Genomic DNA, 15,827 nt, shown 5'->3' with positions numbered 1-15,827 from the left:
TATGTTCAAATTTGTAAAAGGCCATATGGAGACCATTGCGGGAGTTGAGATCTTCCCTATAATCTCCCTGCTCATCTTCTTTTTATTCTTTGTAGGACTTTTCTGGTGGGTTTTTACTGCCAAAAAAGATTACATAAAAAACATGGAGGAAATCCCTCTTGAATCTGAAAAAGACCAATTATTATGAGACATTTAATTCCTGCCTGGTTAAGAGTTACTGTGATCTTCCTGGCCATCGTCTGGCTGGCAGAATATTTTATCGAGACTGAAGGTGGATGGGCTATAGTGGAATATCCCCTCCTCCAACTGGCACTGCTGGTTGCCCTGCTATTCCTCATCTCTGCTGAAGTTATTTTAAGCGCTATTGAGAATACTCTATTTAAAACACTTAATGCTGAAGCTAAGGAGCGTTATATGCGCGCCAGGGAAGAGCGTATCAAAAAATATGACCCGGGAGCCTGGATGAAGAGAATGTTTGGATCCAGGCCTGCGAAGGAAGAACAGGCACTGGAGCTGGATCACAATTATGACGGCATTAAGGAACTGGACAATAAACTCCCTACCTGGTGGCTCTATTCTTTCTATGCCTCTATCATCTTTGGTGCCGGCTATATGGTTTATTATCATGTGCTGGACGGGGTGGATCAACAGGGGGAGTATGAAATGGAAATGGCAGAGGCACGTGCCCAGATAGAAGAATATAAAAGAACAGCTACAGACCTTATCGATGCAAACACCGTACAGCTCCTCACAGGAGAACAAGATGTTGATGCAGGAAAAAGCCTGTACGCTGCAAATTGTGCTGCCTGCCACAAGGTGGATGGCGGTGGGGGAATTGGCCCCAACCTTACAGATGATTACTGGATCCTGGGAGGAGGAATTAAAAATATCTTCAACACTATTTCTGAAGGTGGACGTTCCGGGAAAGGAATGATAGGCTGGAAAACAGATCTAAGTCCTCTTGAGATGGCACAGGTGGCCAGTTATATTATAAGCCTGCATGGTGCAAATCCCGTAGATGCCAAAGAACCTGAAGGAGAGATATGGCTTGATGAGGACGCAATGGTGGATGATGTGAATGTGAGAGTTATTGATTCAACAGAAATGGAGATCATTATTGAGGATGACCCGGTTGATATGGATCTAAGCACCCATTAGGGATTAATCAAAAATAATTTAAAAAGCATAATCAATTGCTTAAAAAGAGGAAAGCCAGGTGAAGCCCTTAGAGAAAGAAGATTTCAGAGACAGGATTGCCACGGCCAATGAGGAAGGGAAAAGGGCATGGGTATATCCAAAAAAACCGGAAGGCTGGTTTTATAAGCAACGCACCCGGTTAACATACCTGCTACTTATTTTTCTTATAGCCAGCCCGTTTATCCATATCAATGGAAACCAGTTCATGATGTTCAACTTTCTGGAAAGGGAGTTTACCATTTTTGGACTCCCTTTCTGGCCACAGGATTTTTACATCGGGGTGACTGCAATGATCATTGCAGTTATATTTGTAACCCTCTTTACAGTTGCCTTTGGCCGTATATTCTGTGGCTGGATTTGCCCACAAACCATTTTTATGGAAATGGTCTTCAGGAAGATCGAATATTGGATCGAAGGTGACCGGGGAGCCCAAATGAGATTGGATAAGCAGGAGTGGAATTCAGAAAAAATAAGAAAAAAGGGGTTTAAGTGGTTTTTATTTTTCCTTATCTCCTTTCTTATTGCCAATGTGTTCCTGGCCTACCTCATTGGCAGTAAAAAATTGCTGATGTATGTGGAGACAGGTCCCCTGGAAAACCTCAGCACATTTGTGGCACTGCTCATTTTCACAGGGGTTTTCTATTTTATTTTTGCCTGGTTCCGGGAACAGGTTTGTACCATAGCCTGCCCTTACGGTAGACTGCAAGGAGTACTGCTTGACAAGAGCTCTGTAGTAGTGGCATATAACAATAAGCGGGGGGAGCGCGAACTGGGAAGGTCCAGGTTCAGGAAAAATGAGAACCGGCTGGAACTGGGAAAAGGGGATTGTATTGACTGTTTCCAGTGCGTGAATGTATGTCCCACCGGGATCGATATACGCAATGGCACCCAACTGGAATGTATCAACTGTACGGCATGTATAGATGCCTGTGATGCGATTATGGAGAAGGTTGACCTTCCTAAGGGTCTTATTGGTTTTTATTCTGAAGAAAATATTGAAAAGCAGGAAAAATTCCGTTTTACTCCCAGGATGAAAGGCTTTGCTGCCATTTTAGTTGTGCTGGTAGGCCTGCTCTCAGGGATGTTATTCCTAAGGAATGATGTGGAAGCCACCATCCTGAGACTGCCGGGGAATTTATACGAGCAGCAGGAAAATAATATGATACGCAACGTGTACACCTTCAAAATAATTAACAAGACCACCGGTTCCTTTGAAGACGTTCATTTTAAATTATTATCCCATAAAGGAACAATAGAATCTGTTACCCACGGGAATATCCTGATCCCGGAAAAAGGCTTAGCTGAAGGATCTCTTTTCATTAACCTTGACCTGGCCTCTTTAAAAGGCGAAAAAGAACAAATAGAGATAGGGGTGTACAGCGGGGAGAAATTGATTGAGACTACAAAAACGAATTTTATGGGGCCCAGAAGCTTCAGATAATAACAAACTTATAAATAAAAAAATGAAAATTAACTGGGGTACATCTATCGTTATAGCCATTATGAGCTTTATGGCCTTTATTCTTTACCTGGTGATAACCATGACAACGAATCAGGAATTTAACCACGACCTGGTTACAGAGGAATATTACAAACAGGAATTGACCTTCCAGGACCAGCTGGACAGGGAAACAAATGCTAAGAATCTCACAACCAACATTGGGGTTGAAAACACAGATGAAGGTATAATCATAAATTTTCCTCAGGATCTGGATCTTAATGACATTAAAGGCAATATCAATTTATACCGGCCTTCCAATAAGGAACAGGATTTCACGATCCCTGTAGATCTCAAAGCACACAAGGTATTAATTCCAGCACGTCACCTCGAAACCGGTCGCTGGAATATTGAAATTAACTGGACCTACGGCAGTGAATCTTATTACTTCAAAAAAGAATTGACATTCTAATGTTTTACACCGCCCTCCTTTTAGGTTTACTTGGAAGTTTTCACTGCGTGGGCATGTGCGGGCCTATTGCTTTTATGTTACCTGTTTCCAGGGACAATAAGCTTAAAAAGATATTTCAAATTTCTTTATATCATGCCGGCAGGCTGCTGGCATACAGTATTATTGGACTCGCTTTTGGAATGGTGGGGAAAAGCCTTAACCTGTTTGGACTACAACAGCAGTTATCCATATTTATTGGCGCATTAATGATCCTTATAATCCTACTCCCTCTACTGGGAGTACATAAATTAAATTTTGCAGGTCCTCTTACGATGTTCATAGGAAGGATAAAGTCCTCTATGGGAGCTGCTTTCAAAAGAGAATCGGCCGACACTTTCCTTAGCATTGGCTTCCTGAATGGATTTCTACCCTGCGGCCTGGTGTATATGGCTGTTTTTGGTGCAATAGCATCGGGAGATATAATGCAGGGAAGTATTTACATGTTACTGTTTGGTATTGGAACTATTCCCTTAATGACAACCGCAGTATACTTCAGCAATCTACTTACTCCCTCTCTGCGCCTGCGCATTAGAAAATTAATTCCCGTCTTTGTGGTACTTATAGGAGTATTATTCATTCTGCGTGGCCTTGGCCTTGGAATTCCCTATGTCTCTCCTGCCCCGGCAGTGGATCTTGTTACTGCAGCTGCTTCCTGCCATTAACATCCTTTCCGTTTTCTCTTAATATTACTTGGAGTTAGATTTATTTATCAAAGTTGCCTCCGCAAATTATTCCTGAACCATTCCCATTGACGTTTTTTTTATATAATATATTTTGGAAGCGAGTTTGACTTTATCTAATAGAACCGTCTTTACTTTTTTGCTGGAATCCTCTCCCTCTGGTCGTTATTTGTAAGAAAAAGAAATGAAAAACCAAATCAAAACGTAAGGGTTCTGGCAAAGGATTGACCCAACCTGTTGCCTTATAATAGCTTATGCAGGAGAAGGACCACTATTTAACGTAATCCAGCTCTTTCAATTTATAATTGACTTTTTTCAGTATCAGGATAAAATTAAATACACATATATAAGAGTGAAATTCTAAAACCCTTTAATGAAAACGTTGTAGTTAGATTTTTCCCGGAAGCCGCAGTATTTACGGCTTTTCTTTTTACAGAAAATGTCCCAAAACCTGATAGCCGTCATAATTACTACCCTACTTCTACAGTAATTTTACTTCAAATTAAAAACGTAGATCATGAACACTTTAAAAAATTTAAAACTGGTACTCGGGAGCATATTGATGATGGTAGTTACTACTCAAATTTCTATAGCCCAAACTTATAATTTGAACAATAGCGCTTCCAATTTGAAAATAGAAGGAACATCCAATGTTCACGACTGGGAGATCGAAGCAAAAGACCAAAAAGGAAAATTGGTTGCCGAGCTTGATAATGGACAACTGGTAAAAATTAGTCAGCTTGAATTCACTGTGGTTGCAGAGAGTCTTAAGAGTGGTAAATCTGGAATGGATAAAAATACATATAAGGCTTTAAAGACAGACAAGAACAAGAACATCACTTACAAATTGAATAAAGTGAATAATATTGACTGTGTAAGTTCCGGAAGCTGCAAAGTTGTCACCAGCGGCACCTTAAACATCGCGGGATCTTCCAGGCCAATTGACATCACATTTGATGCTAAAGTTAGCGGTGATAAGATCACTTTGACAGGAAGCCAGGAGCTTAAAATGACCGACTATAAAGTAGATCCACCAACAGCAATGTTTGGTACCATCACCACAGGTGATAAAGTAAACGTAAAATTTCAAACAACTTTTTCAAAATAAATAATCCTCAACAATTAAATCAATCACAATGAAAAACTCAGTTAAATATTTCGGCATAGTACTCTTAGTACTGTTTGGCTTCCAGGTACAGGCGCAACAACGTGACCTTGATAACTTCAGGCCACTTGACCAACGCGGCATCCATATGTTTGAGGCCCCAAAAGATACCATAAGCACATTTGATGGTGTTAGGGTAAGAGTAGGTGGAGCATCTACTATCCAGTTCCAAAGCTTAAGCCATCAAACTACCGGTCAATGGACAGATGCAGATGGAAATCCTCAGGGACTTGCAGAAATAGGAAGCAACTTTAACCTTCCTACAGCCAACCTGGATCTTGATGTACAATTATTCAGCGGTGTGAGAATGCACTTAAGAACCTATCTTTCTTCACGTCACCACCCGGAGCCTTATGTAAAGGATGGTTATATTCAAATTGATGCTCTTGACTTTATTGCACCCGGCTTTATGCAGGATGTAATGAACCACGTAACAGTAAAGATTGGACATATGGAAAATAATTATGGTGATGCGCACTTTAGAAGAACAGACAATGCGCAGGCTATTTACAACCCATTTGTTGGTAACCTTATAATGGATTCTTTTACAACAGAGGTAGGAGCAGAAATTTATTACAGACACAGCGGATTCCTTTTAATGGGAGGTGCTACAAACGGTAAATTAAACCAAAGTGTTACAAATCCGTCTGCTGCAGGTGTATCCTGGTTAGGGAAAGTTGGATATGACAACTTTGACTTCGCAAGTCCGGATGATCTTAGATTTAGATTAACAGGTTCTGTATATCACACTAGCCAGGTGCCTACGACTTACTTATATAGTGCTGATCGTGCTGGATCAAGATATTATGAAGTAATGGAATTGCCGGGTGTACATGGTTTTAGATCTGGACGATACAACCCTAATTTTGGAAATGAGATGACAGCCTTTATGATAAACCCGTTCGTGAAATTCGGTGGCCTTGAGTTCTTTGGTACTTATGAAATCGCAAGTGGTAAACGTTCTAACGAGACTTCAGACCGCTCTTTCACTCAAATGTCTGGTGAATTGATCTACCGCTTCGGGATGGATGAGAACTTCTACGTGGGAGGACGTTATAACACTGTAAATGGTGATGACCCAAGTGGTGTAGAGATTGACATCAACAGAGTGCAGGTTTCCGCAGGTTGGTTTATGACTAAAAACATCCTTACTAAAATTGAATATGTGAACCAGCAGTATGATGGTTTCCGTCCAAACAGCAGATTCCACGGAGGTCAATTTGATGGAATAATGGTTGAAGCAGCGATAAGCTTCTAAGGTGGACCTTAAATAAATTGGAATGGGAGGACGAAGGTTCTCCCATTTTCAATTTAAATTAACCAGATGATCTTCATCAGGTTCAATGAAAATTAAAAATTATATGCATAATTTGGAACAGGTTATGCTATTATAACAGTAAAGAGATTGATTATGATTTCTCACCCAATATCCTAAAAAAGGCTGTTTCGGGAAACCAGATAAAAATGTTTGCTATGAGAACTTTACTACTTTATTCTTTTATGCTCCTCGCTTTCACAATGGGATTTGCGCAAAATACCAGCAGCAGGAACACTTCGGTTAATATCCTGCCCAACAGTAAACTTACTATTACAGGAGATACCAATATAAGCGATTTCACATGTGCTTTTGATCCTACTATGATCCCTTCAGCCAAAAAGGTAAAAGTGACCGAGAAGCAGGATGTACTTATCTTTGAAAATGCTATTCTTTCATTGGATAACACAGGTTTTGACTGCGGAAGCAAAGGGATAAACAGGGATTTTCACGCCCTTATCAAAACAGAGGAGTACCCTTCTATTTTCCTGGAGCTTAAGAAGCTTAAGATGATTACCGATAAAAGTGCCGTAGCCGATGTTCTTATCACCATTGCCGGCAAGAAAAAGAACTATAAACTTCCCGTAGAGATCATAGATGGGGAGATCCCGCAATATAAAGGAAATCTTTCCCTGAACATCAATGATTTCAACCTGGAACCTCCTAAAAAAATGTTTGGATTGATTGTCGTTAAAGAAGATATTGACATTAATTTCAATCTTAACGTAGAAAAATAAGATATGAGCACACTTAAAATAGTTACTGCACAGGAAGCTGTCTCCCATGTCAATTCTGGCCAGCGTATCTTTTTACAGGGTGCGGCAATGACCCCCAACACCCTGATCAACAGTTTATGCGACCGTTACCGGGAATTAAGTGATGTGGAAATGTTCCAGATCCATACAGAAGGTGATGCGCCCTATACTACTTCACCTTACAATGAAGCTTTTACCACCAACACCTGTTTTGTGGGAGGCAATGTTAGAAATTCTGTAAATTCAGGTTTTGGGGCTTATATACCAATATTCTTAAGTGAGATCCATTTACTGTTCAGAAAAAACATTCTTCCAATAGATGTGGCATTCATCCAGGTTTCCCCACCGGACCATCACGGCTATTGCTCTTTGGGAGTTTCTGTAGATATCACTTTACCTGCAATCCAAACTGCAAAAATGGTGATAGCCCAAATAAATCCCAACGTGCCGCGTACGCACGGGGACGGGATCATTCACAGCAGCAAAATAGATTTTGCCGTCGAAGTAAATGAGGCTATTCATAGTCATAGCCTCACCACGCCTACAGAGGTGGAACTTCAAATTGGCAAACATATAGCCGCACTGGTAGAAGATGGAGCAACTCTTCAAATGGGTATAGGTGGAATCCCAAATGTGGTTCTAAGCAACCTTATGAATCACAAAAGGCTGGGAATTCATACCGAAATGTTTTCAGACGGGATCCTGCCACTGGTAGAGGCGGGGGTGATAACGGGAGAGGACAAGGAAGTAAAGACAGGTAAGATCGTAACCACCTTCGCGCTGGGTTCACAAAAGCTCTATGATTTTGTAAATGACAATCCGCTGGTGCATTTTAAAGAAGCTGCTTATACAAACGACACTGCCATTATAAGGAGGAATCCAAAGGTGACCGCAATCAATTCAGCTATAGAAATAGATCTTACGGGACAGGTGTGTGCAGATACAATTGGAAAATACCAATATAGCGGCGTGGGAGGGCAAATGGATTTTATTAGAGGTGCCTCCTTATCTGAAGGTGGTAAAGCAATTATTGCCATGCCTTCTGTCACCAATAAAGGTATTTCAAAGATCGTCCCTTACCTCAAGGAAGGTGCAGGGGTAACCACCACCAGGGCCCATGTTCATTATATAGCAACAGAATATGGGATAGTGAATTTGTACGGCAAAAACCTGAAACAGCGGGCAAAGGCCCTAATCTCTATTGCTCATCCAGACCACCGGGAACAATTGGAAAAGGAAACTTTTGAAAGGCTATATAAACCTGTTTAGATGACACCTTAACTTAAGTATAAGTTATTAATTAAGGTCGTAAGCAGGATTTTAATTAGATTAGATCTTATTAAAACAACAGGATATGAAAAGTAATTTTAGCGAAATCATCAAGGAGGACAAGCCGGTGCTGGTAGATTTCTTTGCCGACTGGTGTGGACCGTGTAAGATGCTGGCCCCTATTCTTAAAGATGCCAAGGAAGAGCTGGGAGACGCTGTAAAGATCGTAAAAATTGATGTAGATAAAAACGAGGCTTTGGCTGCGAAATACCAGGTAAGAGGTGTGCCAACACTTATTCTTTTTAAGAATGGGGAACAACTATGGCGACAATCTGGGGTATTGCAAAAGGCCCAGATCGTAGATCTTATAAAATCCCACCAATAATAAAAGATGATCGCAGAAAACCTGTTACTGGATTTTGGTGCCAAAAAGATCGCTTATGCGAAAGGGGACCAACTATTCAGGGAAGGAGAAACAGCTCTAAATTATTACCAGGTAGCAACCGGAGAGGTTAAAATGAACAACTACAACCTGGATGGAAAGGAGTTCATACAAGGTATATTCAGGGAAGGACAAAGCTTTGGAGAGCCACCACTTTTTGCCGATGTAAAATATCCTGCCAATGCCGAGGCGATTATAGACAGTGAAGTTTTACAGCTTCATAAATCCCAATTCCTGGAACTGCTTACCTCTCATCCCGATGTGCATTTAAAAATGACCCAAACCCTGGCCAAGAGGCTATTCTACAAAGCCATTATGGTTTCTGAAATTTCTAGCCAGGAACCTGAACATCGCATACTTCGCATATTGGATTACCTTAAGAAACATGTGCATAGAATAGAAGGGGAATTTGAATTCAAAGTGGACCTTACCCGGCAGCAAATTGCCGATCTTACCGGTTTACGGGTAGAAACAGTCATAAGAGCTACCAAAGCCCTGGAAAAAAAGGGAGAACTAAAGATCAAGAGCCGTAAGGTATACCGGTAAAAACCTGATCATAATCACTTCATATTTAATATTTTGCCCTCAAAAGATCTTTCCCAATTTACCGTTTTATGATCCCGGTCATAATTCTTCTTTCCTTCTATAAGTAAGTTTACATCGTAATATAAATCTTATTGCTATGAAACTTTACAATTTATTATATCAGGATTTTGAGGAACTTTTTGTTGGATATTCTGCACTGGCGGTGATCCTTTCCAGTTGCATAGGATCTGCCGCAGCGCTGGTAATTCTTATGAATGGTCACGATGTTTTTCAAATGGCGCAACTTTTCCTTGTAGTGGTGGTATGTATGACCTACAATGCTACTGTCCTTGCTCAACTTAAAGCAAAAATTGTTTTTAATTCCCTTATTATAAGCCTTGTTGTAAGTACCCTGCTTATAATTTATAACGTCTACCTTAGATACCAGTTATAACAAAACAGCGAAAGAAGCTTCCTCAGGAAAATATGGTATTTTCGTGGAGGAGTTCTAGATGAGATAAGAAGCAATGAAAGAAGATATCCAAAACAGGGGTGATGTATTCGCCCTTGTTTCTGCATTTTATACAAAAGTGAGAGCCAATAAAGAGATTGGAGCCTTTTTCAATGAAACGATTCACGATTGGCCAGAGCACCTGGAGAAACTAACAGATTTTTGGGAATCCAACCTGTTTATGGTGAGCAAGTTCAAGGGTAACCCTATGCGCGCCCATAAGATGGTGGACCGCACTTTTGATCATACCATTGAACAGAAACATTTTGGGGAATGGCTAAATATGTGGTACCAAACCATAGATGAAATGTTTGAAGGGGAAAGAGCAAATATTGCTAAGAACCGTGCAAGGAATATGGCACATAATATTTTTATGAATATGTATATGAGCAGGGGGAGGTAGTAGTTAGTATTGAGTAGTTAGTATTGAGTATTGAGATATACCTCTTCTTGTATTCTTTTTAATTTAAATAAAATAGGCACCTGCCAACTATCTCCCCTTCCTGAATACATATGCGCACGATTTTCAATTCGGAATTTGGACTATCTTTACATATTAATTCTGCCGAAGCATTTCAGCTTTTAATATGAATAGATATGCCTTCCACAATTTCTACAGAAGAGAAACTACAGGAGAGGATTAAGGAATTAACCTGCCTATACGATATCTCGCATTGTCTCTCGTCACGCCGGGGTTCCTTTGAAGAAACCCTGGTGCAAATTGGGGAGATCGTAAGACAGGCCTGGAGATATTCGGCAGCAGCCATTGTCGAGATCAAGTTACTTGAAGCCTATATGGCCACTGCAAACCTCACCGTCAAAACTATCTTCCAGGAAGCAAAGATCTATTCGGCAGGTAGCATAGTTGGCTTTATAAAAGTTCATTATCCTAAAGCAGAATTTTCTGCCGCTCACTTTATGCAGGAAGAGCAAAAACTCCTGGACAAGGTATCTTTTGAGCTGGGTTCTTTTTATGAGAAAGAGTTGAACAAGGAAAGAGAGGAAGTATTGCAACGCAGTGCTCAGCGTACAGACAGGCTCGCGATCTTAGGAGAAATAACTGCTGGTATTGCACACGAATTGAACACCCCCCTGGGCAACATTCTTGGTTTTGCAGAGCTTATTTCCTCCAGGACAAGGGATAAGCAGGTAAAAGAAGATATTACCAAGATAATTAAATCGGCAATATTTTCCCGGGAAGTGGTGAAAAAGCTCATGTTCTTTGCCTGCGAAATGCCCCAAAATATGAGTCTCATAAAAATTGAGCCGGTGATTAGACAGGTTCTCTCCCTTCTGGGTCCAAATTTTAAAAAAGCAGGCATAGATCCAAAATTCATAATGGAGGATAAGAACCTCAAAGCCAGGCTTGATAACATACAGTTAAGTCAGGTCCTATTTAATATCCTTATAAACGCGATCTATGCTTCTCCCAAAAACTCGACAATTGAGATTAAGGTAACCAGTCTTGAAGATCACTTTTTTATCGAAATAAGTGACGAAGGTCCCGGGATTCCGGAGGGTCTAAGATCCAGGATATTTGAACCCTTTTTCACCACCAAACCCCTGGGTGAAGGTTCCGGTTTAGGGTTAAGTGTGGTCCATGGGATCATTAAAAGTCACAAAGGAAATATCAAAGCCATTAATAGGGAATCGGGAGGCACAATATTCCAAATCCAATTACCCTTAACAAACTAAGTATGCCACTTAAAAAGGAAAATATTCTAATAGTAGATGACAATTTTGATATGCTCGAGGTACTGCAACGCAACCTCAAAAGCTGGAATTTTCATACCTATAAGGCATCATCTGTTATTGAAGCAATGAATATCCTGAAGTATTCTCCCATAGACCTTTTGATCACAGATCTTCAAATGCCGGGAATTAACGGGATAGAATTGATAAAGTATGTAGAGGAACATTTCCCCCACATCCCGAAACTGGTAATTACGGGGTTTCCTTCTGTAGGCGGGGCAATAGACGCTGTTAAGTCTGGAGCCCTGGATTATCTTGTAAAACCATTCACTACTGCCGAGTTAAAAAAGGCCGTGGACAGATCACTGGAAAACAGGGAAATTAAAATTCATCCAAAGGAAAGTGCAGTAGAATCCAACAGTATTGTCTATGCCGGCATTGTAGGACAATCGAAGGAAATTGCACAACTTATAGATGTGATTGAAAGGGTAAGGAACAACAGGGCAACTGTATTGATACAGGGAGAAAGCGGTACGGGAAAGGAGCTTGTTGCCAGGGCAATCCATTACAAGGGAAGCTTTGCAGGTAATCCTTTTATCGCAGTAAACTGTGGAGCTATCCCCGAAAACTTACTGGAAGCAGAATTGTTTGGGTATGTGAAAGGTGCATTCACAGGTGCAAACGAAACCCGGGACGGATTTTTCCAGGCCGCCAACAGGGGCACTATATTTCTTGATGAAATAGGAACAGCTCCCGCGACTGTTCAAACAAGGTTGTTACGGGTATTACAGGAAAAAGAAGTGCGCAGGATTGGCTCTCAAACTTCACAAAAGTTAAACCTAAGGATAATCGCCGCAACCAACGCCAATTTATACGAAATGGTAGGAAAGGGAACTTTTCGGGAAGATCTTTTCTACAGGCTTAACGTCGTTAACATTGAAGTCCCTCCATTGAGGGACAGAAAAAAAGATATCATTCCTATTGCTGCCAACCTGCTTAAAAAATACTCCCGGGAATACAACAAACCCGAAATGAAGATAGACGGCAAGGCCCTGGAGATCCTTATGCGACATTCCTGGCCGGGAAACGTACGGGAACTGGAGAATATTATACAGCGTATGATAATCATGAGCGAAGATAGCATTACTGTAAAAGACCTTCCCGAATATTTAAAATATCCAGCTCCCAAAGAAAATATTCTGGAGCAATCCCTGAAAGATTTTGAAAAATCCCATATTCAAAAGGTCCTTGCAGCCGTAGATCATAACAAAACAAAAGCTGCTGAGATCCTTCAGATCGACAGGAAAACCCTGCGTCAAAAACTTAAATAATATTCCCTGTCCCAACCGGGTAGTTTTTTCTTTACCGGGTAATTCCTCCCCGCCTCTTTTCCATAGAAGAAAATAAAATCATCCTCAACTACCTGTATGACAATATCTTATGGCTACAAGCCGGTTTTTTCAATTCACAGGGCACACAGTTTGTCTAAATGATATCACCTGCAAATGTGGGTTTTAAACTTAATTAAAACATTATGATAAAGGACGTTCTCGTGCGCAATCCTTCCCGGGGGTGGCACCAACATTGTATCCTGTACCGAAGAAAGAAACAGTAGCGGAAGGAACATGCATTACCTGCGAAAACAAGTCGCATTGCGTATGGCTGGAAAATAAGAAAATTTACTGTGAACATTATCAATAAGAAATTATGACAACTTTAGTAGAAAAGAAAAAACAAGGAATGTATGAAACGGTGATGCAGCAATTTAATGCCACAGCCAATATCATTAATCTCAATCCCAATATCAGGAAGATCCTTGGAATTACAAATAATGAGATCATTGTACATTTCCCCGTAAAAATGGACAATGGCGAGGTGGAGGTTTTCACAGGATATCGTGTGCAGCATAACAATGCCCTGGGGCCTTATAAAGGAGGGCTAAGATATCATCCATCTGTAGACGTGGAGGATGCAAAGGCTTTGGCTATGTGGATGTCCTGGAAAGCTTCTCTTGCCGGGCTGCCTTACGGGGGAGCTAAAGGCGGAATTCAACTGGATCCCAGGAATTATTCGCTATCTGAACTGGAACGTATCACCCGGAGGTTCACCTATGCTCTTGGTGAAAATATTGGGCCGGAACATGACATTCCTGCGCCAGATGTGAATACCAATTCTCAAACGATGGCGTGGATAGCAGATACTTACATGTCCACCAAATCAACATCTGAACGGTCGCAGAATCAGCATGTAGTAACCGGTAAGCCGGTAGGTTCGGGTGGACTTGAAGGAAGGGACAGAGCTACAGGATATGGGGTATATCTCACGATCAAATTCCTATATGAAAGTCGCGGAAAAAGTTTAAACAAACAAACCTTTATCGTGCAGGGATTTGGCAATGTAGGTTACTGGACCTCTAAATTCCTTGTAGAAGACGGTGCCATATTACTTGCTGTGCAGGATGCACATGCTACTTTGTATAATGAAGAAGGAATCTCTGTAGATGATCTGTTCGTTCATTCCAGCCCAAGAAAAGGTTCTATCGAGGGCTTTACAGGAGCAAAGGAAATTGATCCTGAAGAGTTCTTTGGACTGGATTGCGACATTTTTGTTCCTGCAGCTTTAGGAAATCAAATCACTGCAGAAAACGCCTTTAAAATAAAAGCAAAGATAGTTGCTGAGGGTGCCAACGGGCCTACAGATAATGAGGGAGAAAGGATCCTGTTGGAAAAAGGTATTACTATAATCCCCGATATACTTTGTAACAGCGGTGGGGTGATAGGAAGTTATTTTGAATGGCTGCAAAACAGAAATGGAGAGTTATGGCAACTAGAGGAAGTGATGGCCAAGCTGGAGAAAAAACTTTTTGAAGCCTTCAAAAAAGTAGAAAGAGAAGTGAGAGAAAGGGATACAGACTGGAGAACCGCGGCCTATATCATAGCCATTTCAAGAATTGAAACAGCTTATGTACAGCGAGGAATTTTCCCATAGATAATTAACTGCTGCCCAAAGAAGTTTCCACAACAATATTAAGCGTAAACTACTTTGTTCCATGAAGGAAACTTTGATGGGCAGCTAAATTATTACTGCCTGAAGATCTCCGGTTTTCATTCGGGATTTATGAAAGCAGAATTAACAAATTAGTAAAAGATTTTATTATGAAATACGGCGTAGTAGTAATTGAAGAAAAAGAGCATGAATTGCTTAGAAGGTTTATTGGATTATCCCAGGAATACAAGGATCAAACCTATAAACTTTCTGTAGAAAAATTGAGAAATGAACTGCTTAATGCCAGGATAGTCAGGAATATGGACATGCCCGTTGATGTGGTGAGAATGAACAGCACGGTTACCATTAAGACACCCTTTAATGTAGAGAAGACCTATCAAATAGTAACACCTGATAAAAGTGACATAAGAAAGAATATGATATCTGTACTTGCGCCTATGGGCCTTGCACTTTTTGGTTATGCTGAAGGAGATGAGATCCAGTGGCAATTCCCGGCAGGAGAAAAGGCAATTGAAATAACAAAAGTAAGACAGCCCGCAATGAGTTTAAAAGCAAATGAATTATGAAGGAAATAGTAAAACCACATTACCAGGATGAGGATATCCAAAGAATAAATTTATGTACAGATGTTAATAACTGGAAATCTGAACTAAGCCTCATTGAGGTGGAAAACAGGTTCTATGCAATGCTGTTCAAATCGAAGCTTATTGATGTTACAGAGATAAACCAGCAGGATATAAATTTCCTTATTCAGGAACTAGAAAGCCTGGACAAATCCAATACAAGCTGCCTGGACAGGATCCTGGTATTTTACAATGAACTTGAGGGGATGATGGAATGTGATGATGTTCAATGTGACACCTATTACCTCAACAATTATCAACAATTTAAAGTTGATATGGAAAATCACTTTCATAAGAACAGGTATGTGAAGAACCTGATCTATTCCTATATGAAAACGGGTATAAAAAAATTCCTTTAAACTTAAAATCAAGAAAAATGTCAAGCAATAAGATCTTCCTGAATTTAAAAGCACCTGCGGGGGTGCTGGAAAATAATCCTATAGCTTTATCAAACAAAACCCGTTAAGCTTATTTCATTAGGATTATTCTGCAAAGAATGTTGAGAAATGTCGAATCCTAATTAAAATTAAAATGATCAATAAAAAAAGCCCCTCTGAAATTAAAAAGGAGCTAAAAGCCAGAAAACAGGAAAAAGCACTTAAGAAACAGGAAGAAAAAAGGATGAAGAAAAGAAAGCTTAAAAAAGTCTAAGAATATTTTAAATTGCCTTTCATTGTTTAACCAGCCACCCCAATTTT

General features: G+C 40.4%; 18 protein-coding genes. All 18 read left to right on the top strand.

Annotation, left to right across the window (positions count from 1 at the left end; all coding sequences use genetic code 11):
* The first annotated feature begins 1 nt into the window (after window position 1).
* The 18 genes from FHG64_RS12110 to FHG64_RS12025 all read left to right on the top strand — a co-directional run bounded on the left by FHG64_RS12110 (window position 2) and on the right by FHG64_RS12025 (window position 15,488).
* Window positions 2-187: a CcoQ/FixQ family Cbb3-type cytochrome c oxidase assembly chaperone gene (locus FHG64_RS12110; protein WP_139066647.1), complete on the top strand. Its 186-nt coding sequence runs from the start codon at window positions 2-4 to the stop codon at window positions 185-187.
* Window positions 184-1,158, top strand: coding sequence for a cbb3-type cytochrome c oxidase N-terminal domain-containing protein (locus tag FHG64_RS12105; protein ID WP_139066646.1), 975 nt, complete (start codon window positions 184-186; stop codon window positions 1,156-1,158). The genes FHG64_RS12110 and FHG64_RS12105 overlap by 4 nt, the downstream gene beginning before the upstream one ends.
* A 58-nt stretch (window positions 1,159-1,216) precedes the next feature.
* Window positions 1,217-2,638, top strand: coding sequence for a cytochrome c oxidase accessory protein CcoG (ccoG, locus tag FHG64_RS12100; protein ID WP_139066645.1), 1,422 nt, complete (start codon window positions 1,217-1,219; stop codon window positions 2,636-2,638).
* Window positions 2,639-2,660: 22 nt separating this feature from the next.
* Window positions 2,661-3,107 (top strand): FixH family protein, encoded by a 447-nt coding sequence (locus FHG64_RS12095; RefSeq protein ID WP_139066644.1) that lies wholly within the window; start codon window positions 2,661-2,663, stop codon window positions 3,105-3,107.
* Window positions 3,107-3,808, top strand: a complete 702-nt coding sequence (locus FHG64_RS12090) for a sulfite exporter TauE/SafE family protein (RefSeq protein ID WP_139066643.1) — start codon at window positions 3,107-3,109, stop codon at window positions 3,806-3,808. The genes FHG64_RS12095 and FHG64_RS12090 overlap by 1 nt, the downstream gene beginning before the upstream one ends.
* Window positions 3,809-4,343: 535 nt before the next feature.
* Window positions 4,344-4,934, top strand: a complete 591-nt coding sequence (locus FHG64_RS12085; RefSeq protein WP_139066642.1) for a YceI family protein — start codon at window positions 4,344-4,346, stop codon at window positions 4,932-4,934.
* 28 nt (window positions 4,935-4,962) lie between these two features.
* On the top strand, window positions 4,963-6,249 hold the full coding sequence (locus FHG64_RS12080; RefSeq protein ID WP_139066641.1) for a hypothetical protein: 1,287 nt from the start codon (window positions 4,963-4,965) through the stop codon (window positions 6,247-6,249).
* 215 nt (window positions 6,250-6,464) lie between these two features.
* Window positions 6,465-7,043, top strand: coding sequence for a YceI family protein (locus FHG64_RS12075; RefSeq protein ID WP_168191353.1), 579 nt, complete (start codon window positions 6,465-6,467; stop codon window positions 7,041-7,043).
* Window positions 7,044-7,046: 3 nt separating this feature from the next.
* Window positions 7,047-8,330: an acetyl-CoA hydrolase/transferase family protein gene (locus FHG64_RS12070; protein ID WP_139066639.1), complete on the top strand. Its 1,284-nt coding sequence runs from the start codon at window positions 7,047-7,049 to the stop codon at window positions 8,328-8,330.
* A gap of 85 nt (window positions 8,331-8,415) precedes the next feature.
* Complete coding sequence (trxA, locus tag FHG64_RS12065; protein ID WP_139066638.1) at window positions 8,416-8,715, top strand: thioredoxin; 300 nt, start codon at window positions 8,416-8,418, stop codon at window positions 8,713-8,715.
* 6 nt (window positions 8,716-8,721) lie between these two features.
* A complete protein-coding gene (locus tag FHG64_RS12060) occupies window positions 8,722-9,318 on the top strand; it encodes a Crp/Fnr family transcriptional regulator (protein ID WP_139066637.1) in 597 nt (198 codons plus the stop codon).
* A 136-nt stretch (window positions 9,319-9,454) separates the two neighbouring features.
* Complete coding sequence (locus FHG64_RS12055; protein WP_139066636.1) at window positions 9,455-9,751, top strand: hypothetical protein; 297 nt, start codon at window positions 9,455-9,457, stop codon at window positions 9,749-9,751.
* Window positions 9,752-9,824: 73 nt separating this feature from the next.
* The gene (locus tag FHG64_RS12050) at window positions 9,825-10,211 is read left to right on the top strand and encodes a group III truncated hemoglobin (protein ID WP_139066635.1); all 387 of its coding nucleotides are present in this window, start codon (window positions 9,825-9,827) and stop codon (window positions 10,209-10,211) included.
* Window positions 10,212-10,405: 194 nt separating this feature from the next.
* The gene (locus FHG64_RS12045; protein ID WP_139066634.1) at window positions 10,406-11,503 is read left to right on the top strand and encodes a sensor histidine kinase; all 1,098 of its coding nucleotides are present in this window, start codon (window positions 10,406-10,408) and stop codon (window positions 11,501-11,503) included.
* Between the two features lie 2 nt (window positions 11,504-11,505).
* A complete protein-coding gene (locus FHG64_RS12040) occupies window positions 11,506-12,831 on the top strand; it encodes a sigma-54-dependent transcriptional regulator (RefSeq protein WP_139066633.1) in 1,326 nt (441 codons plus the stop codon).
* Window positions 12,832-13,207: 376 nt separating this feature from the next.
* Window positions 13,208-14,488 (top strand): Glu/Leu/Phe/Val family dehydrogenase, encoded by a 1,281-nt coding sequence (locus FHG64_RS12035; RefSeq protein WP_139066632.1) that lies wholly within the window; start codon window positions 13,208-13,210, stop codon window positions 14,486-14,488.
* 167 nt (window positions 14,489-14,655) lie between these two features.
* The gene (locus tag FHG64_RS12030; RefSeq protein ID WP_139066631.1) at window positions 14,656-15,072 is read left to right on the top strand and encodes a GreA/GreB family elongation factor; all 417 of its coding nucleotides are present in this window, start codon (window positions 14,656-14,658) and stop codon (window positions 15,070-15,072) included.
* Window positions 15,069-15,488, top strand: a complete 420-nt coding sequence (locus tag FHG64_RS12025; RefSeq protein ID WP_139066630.1) for a hypothetical protein — start codon at window positions 15,069-15,071, stop codon at window positions 15,486-15,488. The genes FHG64_RS12030 and FHG64_RS12025 overlap by 4 nt, the downstream gene beginning before the upstream one ends.
* Window positions 15,489-15,827 lie beyond the last annotated feature (339 nt).

Origin of the sequence: Antarcticibacterium flavum (genome assembly GCF_006159205.1) — a bacterium.
GTDB lineage: Bacteria > Bacteroidota > Bacteroidia > Flavobacteriales > Flavobacteriaceae > Gillisia > Gillisia flava.
This window is presented reverse-complemented; position numbering and strand designations above follow the sequence as displayed.